Annotated in this window: 18 protein-coding genes; 9 read left to right on the plus strand and 9 right to left on the minus strand. The window is 36.5% G+C overall.

The features are described 5' to 3' along the window. The first annotated feature begins 67 nt into the window (after positions 1-67). A complete protein-coding gene (locus BC008_RS29140) occupies positions 68-5212 on the plus strand; it encodes a WD40 domain-containing protein (RefSeq protein ID WP_027841039.1) in 5145 nt (1714 codons plus the stop codon). Positions 5213-5264: 52 nt separating this feature from the next. Here BC008_RS29140 and BC008_RS29145 read toward each other — a convergent pair whose 3' ends face one another. Further along, positions 5265-5570, minus strand: coding sequence for a hypothetical protein (locus tag BC008_RS29145; protein WP_027841040.1), 306 nt, complete (start codon positions 5568-5570; stop codon positions 5265-5267). 883 nt (positions 5571-6453) lie between these two features. Here BC008_RS29145 and psbO point away from each other — a divergent pair. Further along, complete coding sequence (gene psbO / locus BC008_RS29150) at positions 6454-7287, plus strand: photosystem II manganese-stabilizing polypeptide (protein WP_027841041.1); 834 nt, start codon at positions 6454-6456, stop codon at positions 7285-7287. Between the two features lie 449 nt (positions 7288-7736). After that, positions 7737-8399, plus strand: coding sequence for an aminoacyl-tRNA hydrolase (gene pth, locus BC008_RS29155; RefSeq protein ID WP_063800779.1), 663 nt, complete (start codon positions 7737-7739; stop codon positions 8397-8399). 151 nt (positions 8400-8550) lie between these two features. Here the strand turns inward: pth and rpsU (BC008_RS29165) are convergent, their stop codons facing one another. Continuing rightward, positions 8551-8730 (minus strand): 30S ribosomal protein S21, encoded by a 180-nt coding sequence (gene rpsU, locus BC008_RS29165; protein WP_027841043.1) that lies wholly within the window; start codon positions 8728-8730, stop codon positions 8551-8553. A gap of 348 nt (positions 8731-9078) precedes the next feature. Further along, complete coding sequence (gene rsmI, locus BC008_RS29170) at positions 9079-9933, minus strand: 16S rRNA (cytidine(1402)-2'-O)-methyltransferase (RefSeq protein ID WP_027841044.1); 855 nt, start codon at positions 9931-9933, stop codon at positions 9079-9081. 119 nt (positions 9934-10052) lie between these two features. On the opposite strand from rsmI, the gene BC008_RS29175 reads away from it, so the two are divergent. The 4 genes from BC008_RS29175 to rpsU (BC008_RS29185) all read left to right on the plus strand — a co-directional run bounded on the left by BC008_RS29175 (position 10053) and on the right by rpsU (BC008_RS29185) (position 13149). Next, the gene (locus BC008_RS29175; protein WP_027841045.1) at positions 10053-10943 is read left to right on the plus strand and encodes a sugar kinase; all 891 of its coding nucleotides are present in this window, start codon (positions 10053-10055) and stop codon (positions 10941-10943) included. Positions 10944-11318: 375 nt separating this feature from the next. Then, positions 11319-12176, plus strand: a complete 858-nt coding sequence (locus BC008_RS29180; RefSeq protein WP_027841046.1) for a 3'(2'),5'-bisphosphate nucleotidase CysQ family protein — start codon at positions 11319-11321, stop codon at positions 12174-12176. A gap of 326 nt (positions 12177-12502) precedes the next feature. Further along, positions 12503-12649, plus strand: a complete 147-nt coding sequence (locus BC008_RS49780; protein ID WP_161938130.1) for an RNA recognition motif domain-containing protein — start codon at positions 12503-12505, stop codon at positions 12647-12649. Positions 12650-12954: 305 nt separating this feature from the next. Then, positions 12955-13149 carry a 30S ribosomal protein S21 gene (rpsU, locus tag BC008_RS29185; protein ID WP_058183744.1) on the plus strand — a complete coding sequence of 65 codons (195 nt, stop codon included), beginning with the start codon at positions 12955-12957 and terminating at the stop codon, positions 13147-13149. Positions 13150-13436: 287 nt separating this feature from the next. Here the strand turns inward: rpsU (BC008_RS29185) and BC008_RS29190 are convergent, their stop codons facing one another. From BC008_RS29190 to hetZ, 3 genes are all read right to left on the minus strand, one after another. Beyond that, positions 13437-15785, minus strand: a complete 2349-nt coding sequence (locus BC008_RS29190) for a DUF3488 and transglutaminase-like domain-containing protein (RefSeq protein WP_027841047.1) — start codon at positions 15783-15785, stop codon at positions 13437-13439. 258 nt (positions 15786-16043) lie between these two features. Continuing rightward, positions 16044-17024, minus strand: coding sequence for a hypothetical protein (locus BC008_RS29195; protein WP_027841048.1), 981 nt, complete (start codon positions 17022-17024; stop codon positions 16044-16046). Beyond that, positions 17017-18207 (minus strand): heterocyst differentiation protein HetZ, encoded by a 1191-nt coding sequence (gene hetZ, locus BC008_RS29200; RefSeq protein ID WP_027841049.1) that lies wholly within the window; start codon positions 18205-18207, stop codon positions 17017-17019. Before hetZ ends, BC008_RS29195 begins: the two co-directional genes overlap by 8 nt. Before the next feature lie 210 nt (positions 18208-18417). Here hetZ and BC008_RS29205 point away from each other — a divergent pair, with 210 nt between their 5' ends. Beyond that, positions 18418-18891, plus strand: a complete 474-nt coding sequence (locus BC008_RS29205; RefSeq protein WP_027841050.1) for a hypothetical protein — start codon at positions 18418-18420, stop codon at positions 18889-18891. 649 nt (positions 18892-19540) lie between these two features. Here BC008_RS29205 and sds read toward each other — a convergent pair. After that, positions 19541-20512 (minus strand): solanesyl diphosphate synthase, encoded by a 972-nt coding sequence (sds, locus tag BC008_RS29210; RefSeq protein WP_027841051.1) that lies wholly within the window; start codon positions 20510-20512, stop codon positions 19541-19543. A 1234-nt stretch (positions 20513-21746) separates the two neighbouring features. On the opposite strand from sds, the gene BC008_RS50780 reads away from it, so the two are divergent. Continuing rightward, the gene (locus BC008_RS50780) at positions 21747-21908 is read left to right on the plus strand and encodes a hypothetical protein (RefSeq protein ID WP_201026141.1); all 162 of its coding nucleotides are present in this window, start codon (positions 21747-21749) and stop codon (positions 21906-21908) included. Between the two features lie 576 nt (positions 21909-22484). On the opposite strand, the gene murI is transcribed toward BC008_RS50780, so the two are convergent. Beyond that, positions 22485-23366 (minus strand): glutamate racemase, encoded by an 882-nt coding sequence (gene murI / locus BC008_RS29215; RefSeq protein WP_027841052.1) that lies wholly within the window; start codon positions 23364-23366, stop codon positions 22485-22487. 139 nt (positions 23367-23505) lie between these two features. Continuing rightward, on the minus strand, positions 23506-25401 hold the full coding sequence (locus BC008_RS29220) for an N-acetylmuramoyl-L-alanine amidase (RefSeq protein ID WP_027841053.1): 1896 nt from the start codon (positions 25399-25401) through the stop codon (positions 23506-23508). Between the last annotated feature and the right edge of the window lie 588 nt (positions 25402-25989).

Genomic DNA, 25989 nt, shown 5'->3' on the forward strand with positions numbered 1-25989 from the left:
ACATAAATTTTTGTAAGTTTTAATTGATAACTTCTAAGTTTATTTTATTAAAGCTCTATTTTAAATTATGAGAGAGTGGGAAATTACAGAAACAAGTGTGGCTCCAAATAAGCATTCCCTACAAAGGCTTATCCGAGCGATTGAACTTTCTCGAAGTCAATTCTCACTAATTTTAGTGCGCTGTAACTATCAACAATTACGCGAACAAGTTGTAGAGAATATTCGCAATTTAACTAAGGATATATATTTAAGAGAAATTCTCCTTCCATCCTCTGCCACAACTTTACATAAGGCAATAATTTCAGAATTGTTTTTAGATAATCCTGCTGTGGCTTCAGATTCTTTACCAACTTCAGTAATAGTCTTTGGTTTAGAATCTAATCTTGCATTGGAAGATTTATTAACTAGTATTAATCAAGCTAGAGATGTCTATGCTGACAAGTTTCCTTTCCCAGTTATATTGTGGTTACAAAATGATGTTGCAACTTTATTATCGCGATTAGCTCCTGATTTTAAAAGTTGGGCTGCAACTACAATAAAATTTGAAATGTCCCAAGAGGACTTAATCACTCTAATTCGACAAGAAACAGAATGTTTGTTAGACACTATATTAGCTGCAGGTACAGAACAATTTTTATCAAATGCAGCTTTAGATTTAGATCCTAGTTCTCCACATCGTCGAGAAATTGAGTCTGCTCGGAATGATTTACTGCGACTATATGGAGTTAACTTAGAACCAGAATTATCAGCAAATTTAGAGTTTGTTTTGGGGCGGGATAAATATGTTAATGATCAAATTGATGATGCTTTAACTCATTATCAACATAGCTTAGAGTTTTGGCAGTCAAAAGTTAATGAGGAAACAATCTTATTAACTGAAAAAAAAGAAGAATCATTGAGTTTAAATTCTTGTTTTTCTTCCGGTCGTCTAGCTGTTGTTCTATTTCATTTGGGATTATGCTATCGCCGAATGGCCGATCTGCGTCCCTCACTTAATAGAATTTATGGAGAAAAAGCACTTAATTGGTTTCGCCAATGTTTGGAAGTTTTAGAAAAAGCTGATAAACCACAATTAATTGCTAAGTTTATTATCCCTGTTTGTGAAACATTACAACGCTTAAAAGCCTGGGAAGAATTAAGAATTCTGGCTCAAAAAGCCTTAGAATTACACAAAAATTACGGCGATCAAGCACAATTAGCTCAAGATTATGGTTTCCTTGCTGCAACAGCAATTTCTGATTCTAACTGGATTCAAGCTTATGAATTAGTAAATACAGCAATTTCCCATGCAACATTTGCTCCTAAAGCATCGCGTCAACAAGAAAGCTGGTATCTATTGTTATTAGGACGCATTCAAAGAAATTTAGACCGATGGGACGAAGCAGTAAATAATCTAGAATGGGCAAAAGTAGTTTGCGAGTTACAATACCAACCAGCACTTTATTTAGAAATTATTGAAGAACTGCGATCGCTTTACTTTTGCCAATTTCATAATTATCTTCAAGCTTTTAAACTCAAACAAGAAAAAATTCAAATAGAACATCAGTATGGCTTTCGCGCCTTTATTGGTGCAAGTCAATTACAACCACAACGCTATCGGGTGAATCCAGTTTTACCATTTCAAAATATAGATTCCCCTTTAGAAGAAGTTGCACCGGAAATTACCGCATCCGGTAGGTCCCAGGACATTAATCGATTGATTGAGAGAATTAGCCGCGCTGACTGCAAGTTAAGTATTATCCACGGTCCCAGTGGAGTTGGGAAAAGTTCAATTTTGAAAGCTGGATTAGTACCTGCACTCAAGCAAAAAATTATTGGCGACCGTCAAGCTTTACCAATTGTTATATCAGTTTACACTGATTGGTTAGAAGCTATTTCCAAAAATTTAGATAGAGCTATAGCCCAGACAGATATTACAGTTGGTTTTAGTTTAAAAGTTTCCCCTAGCAATGTTATTCGGAAAATCCAGTTACTATCTGAGAAGAATTACATTATCATTCTGATTTTTGACCAGTTTGAAGAATTTTTCTTTGTTTGTAAAACTAGTCAGAAAAGATATGACTTTTATAAATTATTTGGGGAATGTTTAAATATCCCATTTGTGAAAATTTTACTTTCTCTAAGAGAAGATTATTTACATTACCTCTTGGAATTTGAGCGTTACAGTAATTACCAAGGTGAAAAAGTTTACGATCTAGGAGTAATTAATCGAAATATTCTCGATAAAGATATTCGCTATTACATTGGTAAATTTTCTCCTGGCGATGCAATCGAAATTATTCATAGCTTAACTCAACGCTCCCATTATGAAATTAGCGATGAATTGATTGCAGAATTAGTCGCAGAGCTAGCTGCTGATGACTCACAAGTCCACCCCATCGAACTACAAATAGTAGGGGCTCAAATTCAAGCCGACAATATTACAACAATTGAAGCATATAGACAGCGTGGTGGTTCGGCAAAACTAGTAGAATGCTGGTTGGAAGAAGTGATTAAGGATTGCGGTCAAGAATACGAACGGTTAAGTTGGCAATTACTTTTTGAATTAACCGATGAGAAAGGTACGCGACCTCTAAAAACAAAAACAGAATTGATCGGTGCTCTACTACAGGAATTTGCAAGCGAACTGGATCTTGGCGGAGAATGGGAAAGTGTAGATTCTTCTGGTGAAATAGAATTTAGCGACCAAAGCGATCAAGATTATGTTAATACAGAGATATTAATGGTATCTCCCACCAGTTTGGGATTAATTCTAGAAATACTGGTCGGCAGTGGATTAGTTCTACAAGTACCTACTGAATTAGGCGATAAGCGTAAGCCCTATGCATGCAATCGCTATCAATTAGTCCATGATTATTTAGTAGCTCCAATTCGGCGAAAAAATAATAGTGGGGTGAGTGCAGAACTAGAGAAAGTTAAGTTTGAGAAAACCAAAGCTGAATTAGCACATAAACGTTCTCAAGACCGATTAAATTTAATATTACGCACCAGACTGCGCGAAGCACGTGTAGTTGGAATGGTATTAGCAGCAATGGTGGGAAGTATTGGTGGGCTATGGTGGCAAGCTGATTTTCAAAAAAGAGCAGCATTTCGTCAAACTTTACGCGCCGAACGTAGCGAGACAAATCTCAAAATTACCAGCTTAACCATTGCAAGCGAAGTTTTATTTACCAATAATAAAGAATTTGATGCTCTTTTAGAAAGTTTGCGGGCTTGGCGAGAACTAAAACAATCTTCAGGGGTACAAGCAGATACTAGGATGCGGGTAGCGGTAGCTTTGCAACAAGCAATCTACGGCGTAAAAGAACTTAACCGTCTAGAAGCACACAAAGACGCTGTTTGGGATCTCAGCTTTAGTCCTAATGGAGAATTATTGGCGTCAGGAAGTCGGGATAAAAGTATTAAAATTTGGCATCCTAATGGTTTCCTCAGCCAAACTCTTCAAGGTCATACCGGTCGTGTTACTAGTGTTAGTTTTAGCTCGGACGGAAAAACTCTTGCTTCTGCTAGTTTTGATAGAACAGTTAGACTTTGGCGATTAAATCCAAACAGTAGGAAATTTGACTCCAAACCCCACAAAATCCTCAAGGGGCATAAAGATTGGATTTATGCTGTAGATTTTAGTCCAGATGGCAAAATGTTGGCTTCTGGAAGTAAAGATGGCACCATTAAACTTTGGCAAAGTAACGGCAAGCTAATTAAAACTCTTAAGGGACACCAAGGATGGGTTAACTGGGTGACTTTTAGCCCCGATGCTAAATTAATTGCTTCAGCAAGCCAAGATGGAACGGTAAAGATTTGGCAACGTAATGGTAATTTGCTCAAAACTTTACCGAAACGTCCAAAAGGAACAACATTTGTCACTTTTAGTCCTAACGGTAAATATTTGGCGGTTGCAGGTCGAGATCGAAAAGTTAGAATTTGGCGGACAGAGAATGAGCAGTTCAATAACAGCCAAATAAATAGTCGATTTATTCCCCATCGAACCTTAAACGAAGTTGATATAGTTTTTAGCCTGCAATTTAGCTCCGATAGCCAAACTTTAATTTCCGGTGGTGAGGAGAATGCAATTAAGTTTTGGAATATTGCCAATGGTAAATTAATCGAAACTTTTAAAGGTCATGGTGATACTGTGACTAGTTTATCTTTAAGTCCCAATGGTAAAGTACTGGCTTCTGCAAGTGTAGATAAAAGCTTAAAACTTTGGGATTTAACAAGTTTGACCTCATCAAAACTACCCATTCTTGAAGGACACAAACAAGGGGTTATAAATCTTTCCTGGAGCCCAAATGGCAAAATGCTAGCATCTGCAAGTGAAGATAGAACGGTCAAACTTTGGCAAATAGCACGGAAAGACTGGCATTTAAAAAGTAAGCTTTATCAGACTTTAAAAGGACATAAAGACCTAGTAAAAAGCGTTAGTTTCCATCCAAAGGAGAAAATAGTTGCATCTGGGAGCAATGACAATACAGTTAAACTGTGGCAATACGATGGTTCTTTGCTCAACACACTTGTAGGACATAGTGATAATGTTAATAGCGTCAGCTTTAGCCCGGACGGGGAGTTAATTGCATCAGCAAGTCAAGATAAAACTATCAAAATCTGGGATATAAAAGGTAAGCTAATTACAACTCTCAAAGGTCATAAAGATCGGGTAAATGAGGTAATTTTTAGCCCGGATGGAAAAGTTTTAGCTTCTGCTAGCGACGACCAAACAGTGAAGATTTGGCAGCGTAATGGTAAATTATTGAAAACTTTTCCCCATCAAAGTTGGGTATTGAGTGCAAGTTTTAGTCCTACCGATAATTTATTAGTTTCTGCCAGTTGGGACAATACTATCGCCCTGTGGCGAAGAGATGGAACCCTATTAAAAAAATTACTTAAAGGTTATAGCGAAAGCGTAAATGCTGTTAACTTTAGCCCTAATGGCAAGATTATAGCTGCTGCCAGCTTTGATAATACAGTTAAACTATGGAATCGCGATGGTAAGCTAATTAAAACTCTTAATGGTCACCAAAGTCGGGTTCTCAACGTAAAATTCAGCCCCGATGGAAACACGTTAGCATCCGCAAGCGATGATAATAAGATTATTCTCTGGAATTTGGATTTAGATAACCTATTAGTACGCGGTTGCGGATGGGTAAACAACTACCTGAACCACAACCACAATGTTCTCCCTAGCGATCGTTATCTTTGCCAAGGTATAAAATAATCTGCTTACTTCCTTACATGGCAAAGTATTTGATTTTGTTTTAGGAGGCTTTTCACTCGAAAGACTCTGCTTCTAAATTTGACAACAAATCTTTCAGCCTCATCCTCTCAATATAAGGCCATCCTCCCTCTGATTCAATTTCACGCAATAATGCATAAAGTCCATGACGATTATCGGGTAAACTCCGTTGAAATTCCTCATCGCAGATCTCACGATGTAACATTTCTAACTTTCTTAGCAAACTTAAAAGTGCAATAGTATCTCCTTGGCAAAATTCAACTGCATCACCAATGGCAGAAGTTATTTCTTGCAGTTTTTGAGATAAATTTTCACGTTCAAAACTTTTATCTACATACATACTTGTATCCCTGTCAATTCAATTAATAAAAATTTACTAATCTCGATTATTCTGTTAGGGCTTGCATGAGCTTTTCCAGCAATAGAAAACCAGAGAAATATATAAAATCCCAATTGCGCTATCAAATAAAAAATTAAATTTTAACCTTTGATTTAAAAACTCAGAATATTTTGTAATCCAAAATACTCAAATTTGCGAAGAACAAAGCATGATTATAAATCAAAAGAATACAGGTATTGCCAATATTTGACTTATATTTACCCTTTAAAGACTTTTAATAGCCCAAATTACTGATTATATAGATAAAAAAACTATTTTCTGCTTATAACTCTCATTATCTCTTAATAAAGACTTTTAACTCACTCTTTCTAGATAATTAAGAAAATTTTAGAGAGTGAAACGGAACTAATTTGTAACCAGCAGCTTTCTCTAAGAATCAATCTCACTAATCGCTTGGCTCTCATTTAGATGAAACAGACTCGGAGAACAAAGTAGCTTATGATACTTTATTGAGGCAGCAGGAGATTTAACGGATTTTATTGAACAATAGATTTTAGCCTTAAGTTTTAAAACTTAACAATTAACTGTGAAAAAATGCTGGTCCAAAATTTCCATAAAATCATAAATTCCTATTATTTCAGCACCCTTTGAGTATTAAGCTAAAAATTAGTACGTCTACGATCGTTCAACTAAAAACCATATTACTTTGTCCAAGTGGTGGCATGATGTTTTGATTTTGAGTTAAAAAAAATCGTATGATCTGGCTTAAATAGCCATAAAAATTGGGTATTACACCCTGCTAAGGACAAACATGATACGTTTAAGTATGTTTAGCAGAGTAATTTGACAACTTAGATATTAAATTTTGACATTGAGGTTGACCATGAGGTTTCGCACTTTACTTGTTGCTGTCTTAGCTTTATGTCTGGGGTTTCTCACCGCTTGTAGCGAGGGTCCAACAGCTGGAAGCAATGATGTACTAAGCTATGACCAAATTAGAAATACAGGCTTAGCAAACATATGTCCCAAATTATCAGAAACCAGTCGGGGTTCAATTCCTATTGACTCGAGCAAATCTTATAAAATTAAAGAACTTTGTTTACAGCCAACAAATTACTTTGTCAAAGAAGAACCCGCAAACAAACGCCAAGAGGCTGAATTTGTAGCCGGAAAATTATTGACTCGTAAGACTTCTAGTTTGGATCAGATTCAAGGCGATTTAATCATTAATTCTGATGGTAGTCTAACTTTTAAAGAAAGAGAAGGTTTTGACTTTCAAGCAACTACCGTAAAACTTCCTGGTGGTGAGAGTATACCTTTCCTCTTTACTGTTAAAGGTTTTACAGGTGAAACACAACCTGGATTAACCAGTATTAATACTTCAACTGATTTTAAAGGTGCTTTCCGAGTTCCTTCATATCGTGGTGCAACTTTCCTTGACCCCAAAGGTCGTGGTGTTGCTACTGGTTATGATAATGCAGTGGCTCTTCCTGCCCAAGCAGATGATGAAGAATTACTTCGTGCAAATGTTAAGCGCACTGAAGTTCTAGATGGAAAAATGTCTTTGTCTATCTCTAAAGTCAACAGCGACACTGGCGAAATTGCTGGTACCTTTATCAGCGAACAGCCTTCTGATACAGATTTAGGTGCTGGTGATCCTAAGGAAGTCAAAATTCAAGGTATATTTTACGGTCTTGTAGAATCTGCTGATGCTTAATTAATTTATGGGAACAGCGAATCCCTAGCATATTAACGAGTAGTGATTTACTCTTTGGATCTTCTTTTAAGAAAACTAGCCGAAATTCTCCAACTTCATTAGAACTTGGTTGTGTAATGGAGGGAACCTAAAAAATTTTGCCTAAAATTTTTGATTGTGTGGTTCCCTCTTACTCTGTTAAAAATAAGTATAAAATTTACGCTAGTTTGAATTTATAATCAATGCATTTGAAGTGTGCGAACCTCCCATACAAATAATTAATAATACTGATAATTAATATCAACTCGACTCATAATAATGATAAAGAAATTAAAGATTAATTTTCTTCCATTGTGTCCTCGTGAGAATTAATTCACGATTATTTAAAGAAAGCTTTATTTAAATATTTAAACCTTCTCCCCAAACAATTAACATTAATTAAATACAGTTATTGCGAAGAAAATCGATCTATGACCAATGAAAGCATAAAAGTGAGTGAAACAACTAAGAAAGAATTAGTAATTCCCAAAATAATCGTCGGATTAGGAAATCCAGAACCAAAATACGATAAAACACGCCATAACATTGGTTTTGCTGCGATTGATGCTTTATCGAAATACTGGCAAATTTCGTTGGCGCAAAATCGTAAATTTAAATCGGAATATGGGGAAGGTATTTGTTTCGGAAGTGAAAAAATCCGTTTACTTAAACCACTGACTTATATGAATCGTTCGGGAGAAGCAATTAGCGCAGCCACAAACTGGTTTAAAATTTCTCCAGAATCTGTTTTGGTGATTTACGATGAACTCGATTTACCCATAGGTAAAACTCGTTTGCGTTTATCTGGTTCTGCAGGGGGACACAATGGGATAAAAAGTACAATATCTCACCTTGGTACTCAGAATTTTCCCCGCTTGCGAATTGGTATTGGCAAACCAAATAAACCTAATGTTCCCAATAGCAACAAGCATACAGTTTCCCATGTTTTAGGGCGTTTTTCGGCAGTTGAGAACCAAATTCTGCCAGAAATATTAGAATTTGTTGTCGAATGTGTTGAATTGTCTCTCAAGCAAGGCGTGGAAAAAGCGATGAATCGTTGCAATGCAAAATTTATTCAAATCCCCCAAGATTAACTCCCCAAGAATCAATCATCTTAAAAAGCAAACACCCAGCACCCCTAACAGGGGTGAGGTGGATTTATCTTAATATCTATAATTATAAAAAAGAAACTGCTTGGACTTGGTTAAAAATTAGTCAGCATGTTCGAATTGGTCGAACTTAGGTTTACTTATAACGACGCTTACGTCTAGCAGCTACAGCTTTCCGTTTACGTTTCTCTTGGGGGGTTTCATAATGACGATGATACTTTACATCGGCAAGAATCCCCGCCTTGGAAACCTGACGCTTAAAGCGGCGCAATGCTGAATCTATTCCTTCGTTTTCTCCTAAAACCACTTGGGTCATTCTCGAACTTTCCTCTTTTTCTTGTTTTTGACAATTGTAATATTAACCGCTTCTAAATATCTCGACAAACATACCCAAAAATAGATAAATCTGTAGAAGCACAATTCAATGTATAAGTTTACTCAGTTTTTCTGAATTGTGCTTGCTTCCCTCGTGTTGGGAAAAGGTTTATTGAGCATAACATCCTAATTGCAAATCGCTGTTCTCAAAGTTAGGAAGGAGACAAAAGCAAGTTAGGTAAAAATATAATTAATACCCCAAAAATTCAAAAATTAGAAGGTTTGCTCCCCAACTTTACAAAATATTAGAACATGCCCCTCTTTATAGGTTATTCTTCCCTAAATACTTTTAGTTCTCTTCTGTTATTTTAATATCTAAAGCCAACTGATAAAGTTGACGTCGAGGTATAGAAGTCAGTTTTGCTAATTCGCGGCTAGCTTGCGACCGCGATACTCCCCGAGTAATTAGCGATCGTAATTCTATTTTAAGTTGCGCTTCGGAAAGTTGTGTTCGATCAGGTGAAGTTCCTTCAAGAATAAGAGTATATTCACCCTGAGGTTGTTTTTCTTGATAGAGAGAAATCGCTTCCTTCAAAGAACCTCGCCAAAAGTCTTCATACAGTTTAGTTAGTTCTCGTGCTAGCACACAATGACGAGTTTCTCCAAAAGCAGCAACTAAATCTTCTAGCGTTTCTCGCAAGCGGTGTGGCGATTCATAAAAAATTAAAGTCCGAGTTTCTGCTTGTAAAGATTCTAAGATTTGTTGTCGCTGTTTTCTTTTTGTTGGCAAAAAACCCTCAAACATAAATCTATTTGTAGGTAAGCCAGATGCACACAATGCAGTAATCGCTGCACAAGCACCAGGAAGAGGGACCACAGAAATTCCTTTAGTGATACAAGCCGAAATTAATTCATAGCCAGGATCGGAAATTCCTGGAATCCCGGCGTCGCTAACCAAAGCTAAGGATTTATCGTCATTTAAGTGTCGTAACAGTTCTGGAATGCGACTACTACGATTGTGTTCGTGGTAACTTATCTGGGGAGTTTTGATTTGAAAATGTTGCAGTAACTTTCCCGTATGACGGGTGTCTTCAGCTGCAATCAAATCTACATCTTGCAGAACCTGTACGCCCCGAAATGTCATATCCGCTAAATTGCCGATTGGGGTACCGACAACATAAAGCGTTCCTGGTTTAATTTCCATTAAAAAATCATCATTCAAAAATTTTTTCGCTGGGTAGTAATTCCAATTATTTATCACTAATTAATTAGCCACTACCAATTTTTATTTCATTACCGATTACTGATTACAAGTGAAGAAAGATGAAAAAGCATGGGTTATTTGTTGGTTTAGTTACCTTAGATTTGATTTATCTTGCCGAATCACCTCCCAAGCACAACCAAAAAATTGTTGCTGCTGACTGTACAGTTGCAGCTGGAGGTCCAGCAACCAATGCAGCAGTAACTTTTAATCATTTGGGGGAGCAAGGCAGAGTTTTAGGAGTTATTGGTTCTCATCCAATGACTCAAATAGTTCGTACCGATCTAGAAGATTACAAAGTTGCTGTTACCGATCTAGCTCCTCATAACAATAATTCACTACCAGTGTCTTCAATTATTGTTACTGAAGCCACCGGAGAACGTGCTGTCATATCGATTAATGCTGTTAAAACTCAAGTAAACGCACAAAATATTCCAGATAATATTTTAGACGATGTGGATATAGTCCTAATTGATGGGCACCAAATGATAGTAGGGCTTCATATTGCCGAGATGGCAAAAGCTAGAAGTATACCTGTAGTCATTGATGGTGGTAGTTGGAAAGCTGGTTTTGAGCAAATTTTACCTAAAGTGGATTACGCTATTTGCTCCGGGAATTTTTATCCACCCAATTGTCCCGATATACCCCAAGAGGATACAAAAAGTCGTTGTCAGGCTGTTTCTACTTATCTTCAAGAATTAAACGTACCTCACATTGCCATAACCCAAGGGGAAAAACCAATTTATTACTTTTACCAAGGCGAAGCTGGAATAATTGATGTACCAAAAATCAAAACTGTCGACACCCTAGGAGCAGGTGATATTTTCCATGGTGCATTTTGCCATTTCATCTTGAGAGAAAAATTTACAGACGCACTCATCTCAGCAGCAAATATTGCTTCCCATTCCTGTGAGTTCTTTGGTACCCGTCTTTGGATGAAATCTTCAAAATAATTTATCCCAACCTTTAACGACTTCCACTGATGTTAGCCCAATCAATTATATGTAACTTTATTTACAATTACCCGACATTACTTTTGAGTCATAAAGAAAAAAGCAGCATATAGCGGATTGCAAGTAAGTGAGGTATAGGCAAAAAGCTAGAAGTTATATGTAAAGTAGGTTTCACTCCTGACTACTGCCTCCTGTCTCCTGACTTCTGCTATAAGTTAAGTTTGTGCTTGTGATGATGAAAAAGCTGAGAATAAATCATCTGTAAGAATTTAGATTCCAAATATGTATTCGTAACCATTAATTATTCGCACCTACTGAACACTCGTGATAAAGTTACTAGCTAGGTTCTTAATCTTTTGCTCAAAAGGAAAATTAATGAAAACTTTAGAGGAAATTTTAACTGTTACCCGTAGTATTGCTTGGGGGGCAACAGATATACTCCGTAGCTATTATCGTGGGGATAATAAACAAAATCTAGAGGTTAACTATAAACAAAATGAACCCGTAACTGTTGCTGATACAGCAACAAATAACTATATTGTGGAGCAATTACAAACAGCTTTTGGCAGTGAAGATTTCGGTTATATAAGTGAAGAAACCTATCAAAAACAAGCTGCGAATAGTAAAGAATTGGTTTGGATTATAGATCCCTTGGATGGAACTCGAGATTTTATTAATAAAACTGGTGAATATGCGATTCATATCGCCTTAGTAAAAGATAAACGCCCAATATTAGCAGTAGTAGCTCAACCAGAAACCGAAAAGTTATTTTACGCCATCAAAGGTAAAGGTTCATTTGTCGAAGTACGTAGTGTGACAGGAGATAATTCTACTGAAGCTTTAAACGTCTCAACACGGGATAGTTTAGATGATTTAACTTTAGTAGTTAGCCGTAGCCACCGCAATGAAAAATTAAATCATCTCTTAAAAAACTTACCTTGTAAAAATCAGAAAGTAGTTGGTAGTATTGGTGGAAAAATTGCAGCAATAGTGGAACAAAAAGCTGATATTTATATTTCAATTTCTGGAAAATCAGCGCCCAAAGATTGGGACCTAGCAGCCCCTGAACTAATCTTGAGCGAAGCTGGTGGAAGTTTTACACACTTTGATGGTACTAACTTGTCTTATAACACTGGTGATATTAATCAGTGGGGTGGACTAATTGCTTCTAATGGTAAGTGCCATCAAATGCTGTGCGAAGAAGCAGAAAAAATCTTAGGACAGCTTAGCTGATTATCAACCTCTATATAGCAACGAAATTCAAGTCAAATAAAAGATTATCTTTTCTATGGGAATAATAAGATTTTCTATTAATTAAAGTTCTTGATTCTCAATGAATTTAGGGATTTATTGTAATTTTTCCCAATTAATTATAATTCTCTGAAATAAGGTATATTTTTTATCTTTTTTGTAATCATCTTGAATAAAAGTTTCAAAGTTTTTCCATAATTGCTATATACTGGAACGATAAGGATTAATTCGGTTGTGTAAATCGTATAAATCTTTGAAGCGTTTCTCCGAAGCTAAGTCTCTACAACACACCATATTGGAATCACTGAATGTCAATTTATTTTGTTAACTTATCTAAGCAGGTTACAGAAGATTATTTAGAAGAAGTATTTGTAAATCGTGCTAAGGTTAGTCAGGTTCAGTTTGTAACAGATATGGAAATGATTGGAAGACTGGGTCTTGCTCCTTTATCTTAAATAGATTTCAAGAGGAAGAGAATGCAGTAACTGAGGCATAAAATCGTGCTTTGTGGATCGATAGACAATTCAAAAGTAAATTAAGCAAGACCTCATTACAGATATGGGAGGTCTATCACGGGGTAAAATAAGCGATAATCATCGCTTTGAGAATATGAACTTCTCAAGCAATATTTATCTAGAAACTCCAGCAGCTTAAAGTTTAAGCTAGACACTGCTGGAAATATTTTTTCGCTCTGATTTTAGGTGTGATATTTTAAAAAGCTCAGGCTTTTGAACGGTAAAAAATATAAGGATTAACAAGAATGACGCAAGTAGTATTAGGTGAAAATGAAGGGATAGATTCAGCTTTGCGTAGATTTAAGCGCAAAGTATCACGTGCAGGAATTTTCCAAGACATGAGGAAAAATCGTCACTTCGAAACTCCACTAGAGAAACAGAAACGTAAAGCAGTTTCTCGACAAAGACAGCGTCGCCAACAACGTTCCCGACGTAAATAAACGTCAAAAATTAGTTATAACTTGATACTCTGGTTGTAAGATACTCTAGTTATAACTCTACATCGGCGAGGCTTTCGATTGGAATATACCTAGATGAAATGCTGAATTAGATTATGAGTTACGAAATACACTTTAATCTATCATGTAGCTTTTTCAAGTGTTTTTCCCAATTGAAACACCAGATAAAGATTCGAATGACAATCAGTGGGATCTTTATTTTTATGCAATCAATGTCACCACAGTTGATTGCATAGAAATTTTGCATTTTCGTATGATGTGATTTTTTTTTAATTTCTCTTCAAGTGCTGGGAAACATCTTTAAGATCTCTTTGCAACTGTTCGAGTTTTTGTTGTATTCGATTCAGATCGGGATTACAACAGCCATAACGCCATTTTACATAGCTCTGACATATATCCTCAATTAATGTTGTAATTGCTGGTGGATAATATGTGGAAATAATTTGAGCATACTCTAAAGAAGTTTGTGCAGAATGTTTTTTGAAACCTTTTTTTGCCATTAACTGCAACATTTCTTGATATAAGCGTTCCATCAATGGTAGTTTCTTCAGAGCAATTTGGTTGCACCAATATCTCCACAACAACCAACTAAACCAACTAAATAAACTAACTCCAGTCGCAAGGATTAAAAATGTTAAAACCCCAAGCCATCCTTGGAAAAATAAATTAATCAGCCAAGAGAAAAAATATGTTATGGCACCAAATATAATTCCAAATATGTAATTGAGCCAACCTGTTACTGGTGACGGTAACCAACCCGCAACCCAATTCCAAAACTGACGTAAAACAGTAAAAGTTTGAGTTTCTTCTATGGAAGGAGGAATTAAAGGGTGAGATGGAATTGGGTCAAATGGAAACCAGCCATATTTGGGAAAGTAAACTTCAGTCATTGCGTAGGCGTCAGTATTTCGAACAACATACATTCCAGTAAAAGGGTTAAAACTTCCAGAGCTAAAACCTGCAACTAAACGAGTTGGAATACCAATAGAACGCAACATGACAGTAAGCACTGTAGAGAAATGATCTGGATAACCACCTTTGTACTTAAACAAAAATGCTTCCACTAGATCTTCCTCTTCTCCTAAGTAAGGTAAGTTTAAAGGGTTTTCTGGAATTGTATAATTCTGTTTTAAATACTGGGCTAAGTAAAGAGCTTTTTCAGAGACTGAATTTAAAGTGTCATCTGATTTCCCAACTTGATCGCGGTTGTAGTTGGCTAAAATTTCTTCGGTACGAATTCTAACTTTTTCTGCAATTGACTCCGGTATTTGTAAATAGGATTTTTTGATCGGATCTGGATATTTTGTTGAAGCTTTTCTTAAAACAGTGCGATCGCGATAAGGGACTTCAGAAACAACAGTATAGGTCAAACCTTCAGATAACCCCACAGGAGAGCGTAAAGAACCCTCAGGGTCTACAGCTACAGTTGGTGTCGGGAAGTAAATTTCTTTAGGATAAGCCATTGCAGGAATCACATTAGGCAAATCTGACACAACCGTATAAGTCTGTACTACTTCTTTTGTTGGAGTAATGAAATTACCAAGAGAAAGAAGAGTTTTGTAAGACCAAGGAGAACGTTTTATTGTTTTTACCTGGTCATCACGAGTAATTTCCCACCCTTTCCCCGTATAGCGATCGAATGCAAGTACCCGCCAAAAACCTTCCACTTGCGATCTTACTCGCATTACTACTTTGGGGGTCATTTTACCCCGTAGATTTTGATTAATCGAAGAGTTAAAACCGTAATAAAAAGAATTATCAATTTTTCCTGGTTTTCCGATTTTTCCTTGACCGAATTTACCATTATTATCCAGGTCGTTATCTTTACCTTGGCGAACATAGCCAGGATTATAAATTCTTTTCCCAGTCAAATTTTCTTTGATTTGAATTGGGGAACTAACTGGAAAGTTACGCAATTGATAACCAGGAAATCTAGGTAAAATAGCAAAAATACCTAAACCCAATCCAACAATCAAAATAAAAAGTAAAAAATAAGAAGGTAGCGACCCAGGTTTCTGTTTAACTCTAAATTTTAGTTCTTGAGTTTTAGTTTTAAAATCTCCTAAGCCCAAACGGGAACGATAATCAAAAACTAAAGTCGGTAGTGCAATTGCTAAGAATATTAGCAATATTGGAGCAAAAGCCAATGTTTGACTCACTGAAGCTGCAACACCCAGCAAAATTAAGCCAATTGTAACTGAGTAACCCAAATCTTTACGACGGGGTAAATCAAAACTATGAAGTATTTGAAGTTGAATTAACAATTGGGCTAGTACTAGGCGAGTATCATTAAAATGACCTACCAAACGCCTAAAGAAGGTTCCTAATGCCACTAACATCCCAATGGCAATAAAAAACTTAATTGTTATATTGCGTTGATGGCGATGGTAATAACTCCAAATTGCACCAACTATTGATAAAGGCAAACCCCAAAAACTATATGTTGTTTTAGCGGCGGTATCAATCGCAATGATTGCCACAATTACCAACGCTAGGACAAGTACCCGCAAAGTCACAGAATCTTCAACTTGCTTTGGGGGTGACTTCTGACTATGCTGCTGCCAAAAATTATTCAATGGTAGACGCCAAAACCTGGTTATCCTGGAAAAATCGAACATCGTGATGAGAAGACAGCTTATGTGTATACAAGTAAAGCTGCAATTTATAGGTCTTTTGGCTCATCCGAGCGAAGGAATAAATTCGATTCCTTTGTCAAGCAAATCAATACATATTAAACTGGTATTTTGCTTAATTAATCGGTCCGAGCACCTGCCCTAATAACTGCTTTACTAAAAAATCAAAGGAAGTTTCAACATCAGGATAACCTTTTATACACAAAAATTATTTATTCAGTAGTCTAGCGTTGGTAATTTTATTTAAACAATCGGTAAAATTGCGATGAATAATGGCTTTTTGTCAAATTCTGGACAATCAAGCTCCAATGTATAAAAATCATCCAATTGCTGCTGTTTCAAATCTATACTCAAACATCCAGAAGTGGCCGAATGTATGATTTCTTCAAAATCACCGGAGAGCAACTTTAAAGTACTTGCTGCTGGTAGGTGGTACTCAATACAAAGCTTAGTGTATTCAGCTTGATACTTGTACTCAACTCTAATATTTACTAATCCTGCGGTGGTTTCCCATTCTCTTTCAACAGTAGGATGGGTAGTAGAAACTTTTAGAGTCATGTTCTCTAACAGTTCCTTAGCTGCTAGCAAAGATAAGGCCATTTTTTGAGATAGTTGCAAATCAGAGTAATTATTCTCCAAATTTGGTACAACATCTAGAGTATCTACGGAACGATATGGAGTTCTGAGTACTAATCCAGCCAAATCGTTAAGCGCCTGTGGTTCTTCTGGAAATAGATTTTCCACAGCTTGCACTAACTTAGTCCCTAGCGGTAAAGAAGAAGCCACTAATGTTTGACATCGTTCAGCCAGGATACTAAATATGTTTTCTGGTAAAGTAATTGGTAAATTGAGCTTGGACTGTTTTAACACCCAAGACCCACAGGGAACCAATGCATTTGCAGCATTGTCAATATATTCCGGGTAATCAGTTATACTACTTTCCCAAGGGAAAAGTGGCGGACGACTTTGGATTTGGTTTTTTAACCGACGTTTAAGTACGGCTTGGAAACGTTCTTGCACAGTAGGAATTTCTCCCAATTTAAAGTTTTGAGACTTAAGTTCCGACTCAAAAGCACCGCTTGTAAAAGCGGCGGCTTGTGAATAGGCATCATTAAGCCTGTTATTTCCCTTACATTCGACCGATGTGTTATCTCCAGTTAAATCGTCATTTGACAATAACCAGCAGAGTATTTGGTGTTGTAAGGATTCTGAGTCTCTATTCATGAGTAGATGCACGCGATCCGGACACTAAGGAGTTACGAATTTCCCAAGCTTGTTCAAGAATTTTAAACCAACGCTTCTGGAGTTGTGCCATAGATAACCCTAAAACTTTAGCTATTTTTTCATCTGTTTGTCCTTTCTGTTTAAGTTCGAGTAAAGATTTTTGTTTGGGGTCTAACTTTTGCAGGTACTTTTCCCACTGGTAAGGAGTTAATCCTAGATTGGTATGCAGATCGGCTTCTAGCCATTCATGTACTAATTCCCAGCGATGTAAAAGAGCAAAACGGATTAAGTGATATTTAAAACGTTGTTGTAAGTAATCTCTCTGTCGAGCCGTCAAGCCTAAAATTGTCTCAATTTCCTGAGCTGATAAGTCCTGAAGACGCAACGCGAAGTAATCTGCACAATCGGATTGTTGTCGCTCTTCCAAATAACTCATCAATTCTTCAGTCACAACCGAACGTAGAGTCTCTTCTTCGGGTTCAGGCTCGGGTTGAGTAGCCATTGTAGTTCTCAATTGCTGAACTGCTGGATCTTCCCAAAATCCATCAGAATCACTACCACCACCTTCTGCAGCTTGTTCCATATCCACACAAGTTTCCAAAGGTTGCTGCTGAGAAAATGTTTGAGCTCTAAGTATAATTAATTGCTGTTGTCTTCCTGGTAAAGGAATTCGGCGTTTACCATAACGTTCGCTAAACGCCATATATTCTGCCAATTCTAAAAGTGTTTGCGGACGATAGGTCGAACTGGTTTGAGTTTCTCGCCGAAAAGCATTTAGGGTTTCCAGATAAAAACTTTGGAGAAAGTCTTCTATTATCGTTAATCTTCCTTGATAACTTAATTGTCTTTGAGGAGGATTGATGTAGCGATAAACTATTGCACTTAAGGTACTGTGCAATTCAATTCGACCGCGATTCGAGCCCAATCTATAGTACCGCAAACACTGGTCTAATCTATGTTTAGATAAGGTTCTAGCTGATTCTTCTAGAGTCCCAGATGCTTGAATGCGTTTACTCTCATTACAAATCCTGTCGACTTCAACAGCAATTCGCATCGCCACATCGCGGCAATTTTTCTCTGAAGCTTTGGTCGAAGATTTAAGTTCTTGAAAGAGGGGTTCAAATATCGCCTCTGCGCCGATAAATTGCTCCCCCTGTATTGTTGTGGTTGCGCCTGAGTCCATAGTTTCGTTTATAAAAAGACCCTAACATACCTAAGTTTTACTGTATGAATGTGAATGCTAGATACGGAATTCATGTTTAATAAGTTAAGTGTAAGCCAGACAAATTAAAATTATCTATCTGGCTTCTATATATTTTTCCCATTTTTCGTTAAATGATTAGCATTTCCTCTCATGTTATAGCCAATACCCACAAGTAATTAACAAATTATTATGGATTTACAAGCACAAATTCAATCATTGATTAATAGTGCACCCCAAGATGGAGTTACGCCATTATTGGTCGAATCAATTGCTCCAGGGTTGCGCGCACTTGCAGAAAAACTTAGCCATTCCCAATACTATATTCTGCAAAATATGCATAAAGAATGGGTTTTAACTACGTTGAGTAACCGTACAAATCCCAAGCAAGAAAAACGAGTCGTTTACGCTTTCCCCACCTCAAAAGATGTTTCTATTGAATCCGAAATGGCATCGGATCCATCTATGATAGCTGCACCAACTCCAGTAGTTCACATTTTGTTCCAATTAATCGCATTGGAACCCGTAGATAGTATAGTGTTTTTTGAAACTCCTGGCACTACTCAAAATGCAATAGAAATTAAACGTTTAGAACTTCAAAAGCTGGTACAGCAAACTTTAGAACAGAAGAATTCCGTAAATCGGATACCACCTGACATTGCCTAAATTATCTTATATTAACTAACCGCAGCCTAATTGTGACTTGGGTAATAAATATCTCAAATTTTACGTGGCTAAAGATATTCAATATTCACCCTAAACCAACCGGTAAGTGTTAATGCCAAATTGTAGTTGCAATATTAAATTTCTGTAGTAAATCTGACTTTTACTACAGATTATTTCCTTATTTAATTACTGGAGTAAATCTTAAATTAACAGAAGTTTTATATAGGTAAAACTAAGAAGACAAAAATTGTCGCGTACAAAATTATTGTGAATTTTACAAAGTTTTAGGAAAATCACAGACACATCATTGAATATATGATGCCTACTCAAACTCTCTACTTCCATTAAAGAAGCAGAGAGATATGAGTGTACTTATTGAAAAATTAACTGGGATACCGAATATTTATCTAAAAATACGTTGCATTCTAAACATGGGTAGTATAAAACACTAGGAATCACTCAAGCGTACTTATTAATAAACTCAAGAAAAATCTACCTTCTGAAATGGCAAAAGGAAAAAGAATAATTAATATGGTTTTTCATGACTTAGAAGTGGTGTGTCACCCTTAGAGACAGACTTTTACTCTATAGGTTTAGGGTAAAGTACTGCTATGCGGTGTTGAATTTGCGGGAGTTAATTTTCTCTATTTTAATAAAGCCGACTCAATACATAGTCAGCCATATTTATTAACGCTTGACGAGATTCAGAGGGAGGAATATCTTGGAGATGTTCGACAGCTACACTAGCATGATAAGCTGCTAGTTCGCGCGCACGTTTTATACCTTGGCTATTTTTAATTAACTCAATTGCTCGATCTAAATCCTCAGATTGGGCAAACTCTCTTTCTACAAGCACCTCCAAATATGGTTGCTCTTCAAATGCAAATAATACTGGTGCTGTCAAATTACCACTTTTGAGATCTGAACCTACTGGCTTGCCAAGAGTATCACTTGAACTAGTGAAGTCTAAAATGTCATCAACAATTTGAAATGCTAACCCAAGATTACGGCCATAAGCGTACAAGTGCTCTGCTGTTTCTTGAGAAACTCCACTGAGTAAGCCTGCAGCTTTAGAACTGTTAGCTATTAATGAAGCAGTTTTATAGTAAGTTTTATTTAAATAGGTCTCCAGGGAAATACTGCTGTTGAAGCGATGTAATCCTTGCTGAATCTCCCCATCTGCCAAATCCATAATCACTTCTGATAGTAATTTGACAACCTCTAAATTATCTAGGTTAGCTAAATACCAAGAGGATTGAGCAAATAAGAAGTCTCCTGCGAGTATTGCAATACGGTTACTGAACAAGCTATGAACCGTAGATACGCCACGCCTGATATCTGACTCATCAACAACATCATCATGCACCAAGCTTGCTGTATGAATCATTTCGGTTATTTCAGCTAAACGTCGGTGACGAAGCGTAATATCTTTATCTTTCATGGTTGCCCTGGATATCAGTAGGACAATCGCTGGTCGGATACGCTTTCCACCTGCACTGAACAAATGTTCTGCTGCAGCTTTAAGAATCGGATGGCGATTTCCAACTAATTCTTTGAGATTATCTGCTAATATTTGCAGATCTGTTTCCACTGGGGAAAAGAGGGATGTGGCTGGGGTCATCGATGAGCGGGCTCTGGTTTAAGTTACGAAAGATTACATATTCTATATTCATTTTAAGATAACCTAGTAATCCAGCAAAGGATTAACTGGGTTATCTGACACAAGACTAACTGAAATTAACAACTATAATTCATAAAAAAAATCAAATATGACTAAAAATAAATGATTTTACCTTCTCTACGATTTTTTATACAGATAATTCAAAAAATAGAAATAACAAAATTCGACACCTCAAACTGTAAGTCATTTATGCTACTATACAAATATTAACGTCCAAAAAATTAACTTTTGTAAAAATATTGCTGTATTATATTTTGCTCAGTATCTTCAGTGAATACATTGATTAACGCTTGCTTATTTCAAGGGTCATGCGTCAGAGCAGAAGTAATAAAAAGCAAATCCTAAAGCTAATCGTAAGTGATTAATATTAACTTTCCCCGATTTGGCAAACGCGACTAAACTTATAAAAAGTCTGTATCATTTTTTCGTGTAAATATAATAAGATACTGTGAAGATATCAAAAGTATTAAATGAATCATAAGTAAAATGTATCTATTTTTAGGTAATAATAAAATATAGAAAGCAAAACATACGACTACTACGAAATAGGTTTTTAACCAGATGCTAACTGATTTAAGACTTTTGAAATTTTCTAAAGAAAATATGAAAATGGGCTAAGCAGTTAGCATAAAAATCAAACTCCTTATGTTAGGCTAATATGTAAGGGATTTAATTTTGTCACTTGAACGCGAGATAGTTAAGAGCTCCAGGCAGTGCTCAGTGCATCTGGTGCTAGAGAATATTTATATTCTGTTGTAATAATCAGAATAATTAAACAATTTAGTTCTAGTGGTGGTGTGTGAGTTTTGTTGGTTGCAGGGTTGTGCTGTCCTTGAATAGGAAAGCACCTTATTGGTGTCGTTTCTTGAGTTTAAGGTTGCCCCCGCCGATAGATAAAATTATATTCTATACAGTTTTAATAGTACATTAGTTTCAGTTTGCAGGTATTGTTCATTTGTGCCTAGCTATCTGAAGTACGCCTTCACTGTATTTATTATCTGTACTAGACTTTGATTTTTAATAATTTCGGGTAGAGAAGTTATTTCTTTTCTATCACAAACTTTTATGTGCCATATAATACGGCGGTAAATTGAGCAAATCTATCTATGTAAAGCAAATTTAATATTTTTCACACAAGAAGTGCTGGGAGAACAAGTGTAACGGGGAGGTGCTTATGATGATTTTTATATTGGCTTGTGGTTATCTTTTCACAGTTTATTTATTGCTAGCCTTGGCAAAAAGAAGCCAAAGGGAAGCTGCAGTGAGTGGATTTCCTACGACTAGTGAAGATGAAGCCGAACAAAACGTCTCTTTGACGTCGGAAGCATTAAAGTAGTACGTTTAAACCAATTAATAATTTGAAATATTCAAGCAGCATAGATAATTCATAGAAAAGTTATTCTAGGATTATTGAAAAAGTCATTAATCGCGTATTTAGAGGGCGACTAATGACTTTTTTGCTGTTCTAATATCAAACTTATTCTGCCAAAGCTGGACGTAGGATCAATAAGTAAGTCCAGTTTGAATAAAAGTATCCATTAACTAATTCAGGACTTACGCAAAGGAATTTTTTATTGCGAGTCTAACGTAAGTTTTATGAGATTACCTCCCTGTCGCTAGCCTGTAGCAAAGCTGATCCGCAGATAGTGCAGCTATAGTATGACCTTAATGCCATACCAGCTGCGCTACCTAGGGATTTGGTAGGCTTACCCTAGACCGCTAACCTCATAAGATTCAGCTAAGGTAGCACTGCACCACATAAGTTATGAGGGGTTAATAATAATAAAAAGTTCTTTTCTCCCCCCTCTGTAAAAAACCTACACCTGTAAGCCCCCCCTCTCCCCTTACCTGCCTTCAGTAGTTGGGCAAAATTAATCTATTTGCCTGATTCCTACAATTATTAGCTCTTATCTTAACTAGTAATATCTTGTCGTAAGTCGCAAACAGAAATATTGTTTAAATCTACTACTTCTACATTTGGTGTATAACCCAAAAGCTGTAAGCAAGATTGAGCAAATTGTTGTGGACAGCCACTTACAGCAAAGCGAGTTGGTTGTGCAGTAAGAGTATTTTTTATTTTGAGTAGATCTAATTCTTGACCGCAAGCTCTGACTAAATGAGCGGCAGGATCTACAAGTTTGACTTTATCAGGAAGAAGTGTTCGTAGTACTGGTGCTAAATGGGGATAATGAGTACAACCATATACCAAAGTATCAATTTGGTTATTTAGTAAAGGTTCTATGTAAGATCGTGTGATTTCAGTAGTATAAGGATCGTAAATTCGATTTTCTTCAATTAGCGGTACAAGTTCGGGACAACTGACTTGCCAAACTTGAATTTCGGGATCGATCTCCACAATTGCATTGCGGTAAGCATTACTTTTAGCGGTAGGAAGAGTTGCAATTACTCCTATGCGTCTACCTTTTTCTACAGCAGCTTTTGCCCCAGGTAAAATTATCCCAAGAATTGGAAAGGGAAATTCAGAACGTACTGTTTCCAATGCTAAAGCTGAGCTTGTGTTGCAAGCCATAATTGCCATTTTGACTTTTTGCTGTTGCATCCACGTCAAAATTTGACGAACAAACTGCAAAATTTCTCTCTGAGAACGCATACCATACGGTAAGTGAGCAGTATCACCAAAATAAATTACAGATTCTTGGGGAAGCTGGAAATATACTTCACGCAATACCGTCAGACCACCGACCCCACTATCGAAAATCCCAATGGGAGATGTTTGAGATTCCGAACCAGAAAAATTTCTAAAATTGTCTTCCAAAAATTGAGATGAAAACACTGGTAATTTTTTAGTTTATATTTTTGCAATAAGATATTGGGTGAAATACAGAATTAATTATGCTAAATTGCACGCTAAACTCTTGTCCAAGATCGATTTATAATACTGCACCTGTATTTAAAAATTGTAAATATACTTGTTATCGCCCCTTCAAATATTGAAGAATACCATTGGCAATAGCTTGTGCCATTTGTTCTCGATATTGAGCGCTACGCAATTTCGCAGCGTCTTCACGACCTGTAACGTAACCTGTTTCAATCAAAATTGCTGGCATGGAAGTTTTTCTCAAAACGTAAAATCCTGCCCGTCTTATTCTTCGATCTCTGACATTAACGCTCCTAAGAATACTTCGGCGGACAGTTTGAGCAAGCCTAAGTCCACTATCAAAATAGTAGACTTCCAAACCGCTGACATCAGGACGACCTAAGCCTAAGGAATTAGCATGAATACTCACAAATATATTGGCATTTGCTCGCTGAGCAACATCTACTCTACCCCGAAGGCTAACAAAATAATCAGAATTTCGAGTAAGAATAGCTCTAATACCGTTCTGCCGCAATATTTGGGAAACTTTAATACTAATTGGTAAGATAATATCTTTTTCTCGCAATCCTCCAATACCTATCGCACCTGGATCTTTACCACCATGTCCAGGGTCAATCATAACTACTAATCTTTCATTTTGGTATCGTCGATTGGGGGGAGACCAAGAGCGTCTTAATGGTGGAACCGATCTAGGAAAGCGTGAAGAATTTCTTCTGGGCAGTGGTGGTAATATTGTGCTTGGGCGTCTAGCAGCAGTTCTTTGTAAATCTAAAGTTAACAAGTCGGGACTGAGTTGGTTCAAGTTACCAATTTGAACCCCGGGGGCTGGTTGAACAAAAATAAGAACTGTTTGTGGGTCTTGCTTTTGCAAGCGTACCCGTAAGATTGGACTATAAGCGTTGAGTCGTGGACCTTGAATGTTCTCAGCTAGATTCGCATTAGTTATCTTAATACGGTAAAGCCCAGTTCTTCTATCCCAACCACCTTTTGCAGCTAAGGGTCGATCTGCTCTAATCATTAATTGTGACCCAATCGCACTCAATCCCAAAGATTTAATATTTGCTGGGGATTTATTACTACTAATCCAGGCGTCAGTTGTAGTCTTAGATGAATTACTAGAAGGATTAAGAAGGAAAGAAGAAGTTTGAGAACTATTATTTAATGATGATTTACTAATCGGACTTTTGGGTATCAGTATCAAAGCATTATTGCTACTGTAACTTGCTCGCCAATCTGGGCTTTCTTTGTCGACTTTTAAAGCTAAGCGAACTTTGGATTTTTTACCTTCTTCTTTGGTAATTTCAATATTACTAACGCCATGTCTGCCTACAGGAAAATTCTTTTCTCTGAGTGTAGGTGATAAATTTGCACCAAAAATTTCTAAATATACTGTTTTGCGATTGCGACTACGCTTGACTTTTATTTTTTTTGCTTTTTCGCCACTTGTTCTGATAAAAAATCCATCCCCAGTTACCCTAATACTTTCAATCTGTGCTGTATCTGATGGATTGCGAGAAATAATATCTCGACTACTACGACTGAGATAGTTAGGATTCAGGTTATTTTCGTAACTATTAGCAGTAGAATATTCTAACTGTTGACGTTGTAAATCTGGTAATTGAACTTTCCAGCGGTTGGGAGTGGTACTAACAAATTGGACTCGTTTCGGATCTAAGGTATAACCAGAAGCCAATTCAACAACAATCCTAGTTGTATCGCGGTTAAATTGAGCAACGCGGATATTACGAATCCGCCCACCAACTGGTTGTCTCAGTTGAGGACTAATAAAATCTGTATCAGGTAAATCAATTACTAACCTTGTTGGGTTAAATACTAGCTGTGCTTCTGGTTGAACAGCATCAGATGTATAAATTTCTAAGCTGTTTCTACTGGGATTGAAGTTCCAAGATTGTAGCTTACCCGCGCGGACTGGTGATGCTAGCATCAAGGTAGCCAAAATAGTACCAGATCCTAACCAGTGTAATTTCACCGTGCTTTCTCCTGAATCGCATTCATAAATGTTAATAGATTATATATTTATTTCCTGTAAAAAAAGACACCAGGATTTACAAGTATCAAGTGTATGATGAAGCCATACCTTATATACCTTGTACCTAAAAAATAGTTTCTAGGCTATACTTTGAGGCTACACAAATATGAATTGGTGTTTTTGAATCGGAAATTTTAAATAAATTATAGTATTATTATTTACTTAAGTTGAACTGTTTAAATTTCTGCAAGTTAACTTTCGCAAGTTAAATAAACTGATGTCTTTTAAGAACTAAAAGCCTCAACCATAAAAAAGGACAAAATTCACACGTTCTAAATCTGTAGAGTAATTTTGTAGCATTAGACCTCAATAGGTGTACCCTGAACTATACTTGTATTCGCTTGGGCTATTGTAATCGCATTATACTTACATAGACTCATTCTTTACCGATTTGAGTATATGCTCCATGTTTTTTTTATAAAGTTTTGAAAATTTACTGATAATTTTGCTAATAATGTTCACACATTTACTTATTACTCAAACACACCTAGCAAATAACTAGTTAATTAGACCTTTATCATATTTTAC

Origin of the sequence: Mastigocoleus testarum BC008, assembly GCF_001456025.1 — a bacterium.
In the GTDB taxonomy this organism is placed as follows: Bacteria; Cyanobacteriota; Cyanobacteriia; order Cyanobacteriales; family Nostocaceae; genus Mastigocoleus; species Mastigocoleus testarum.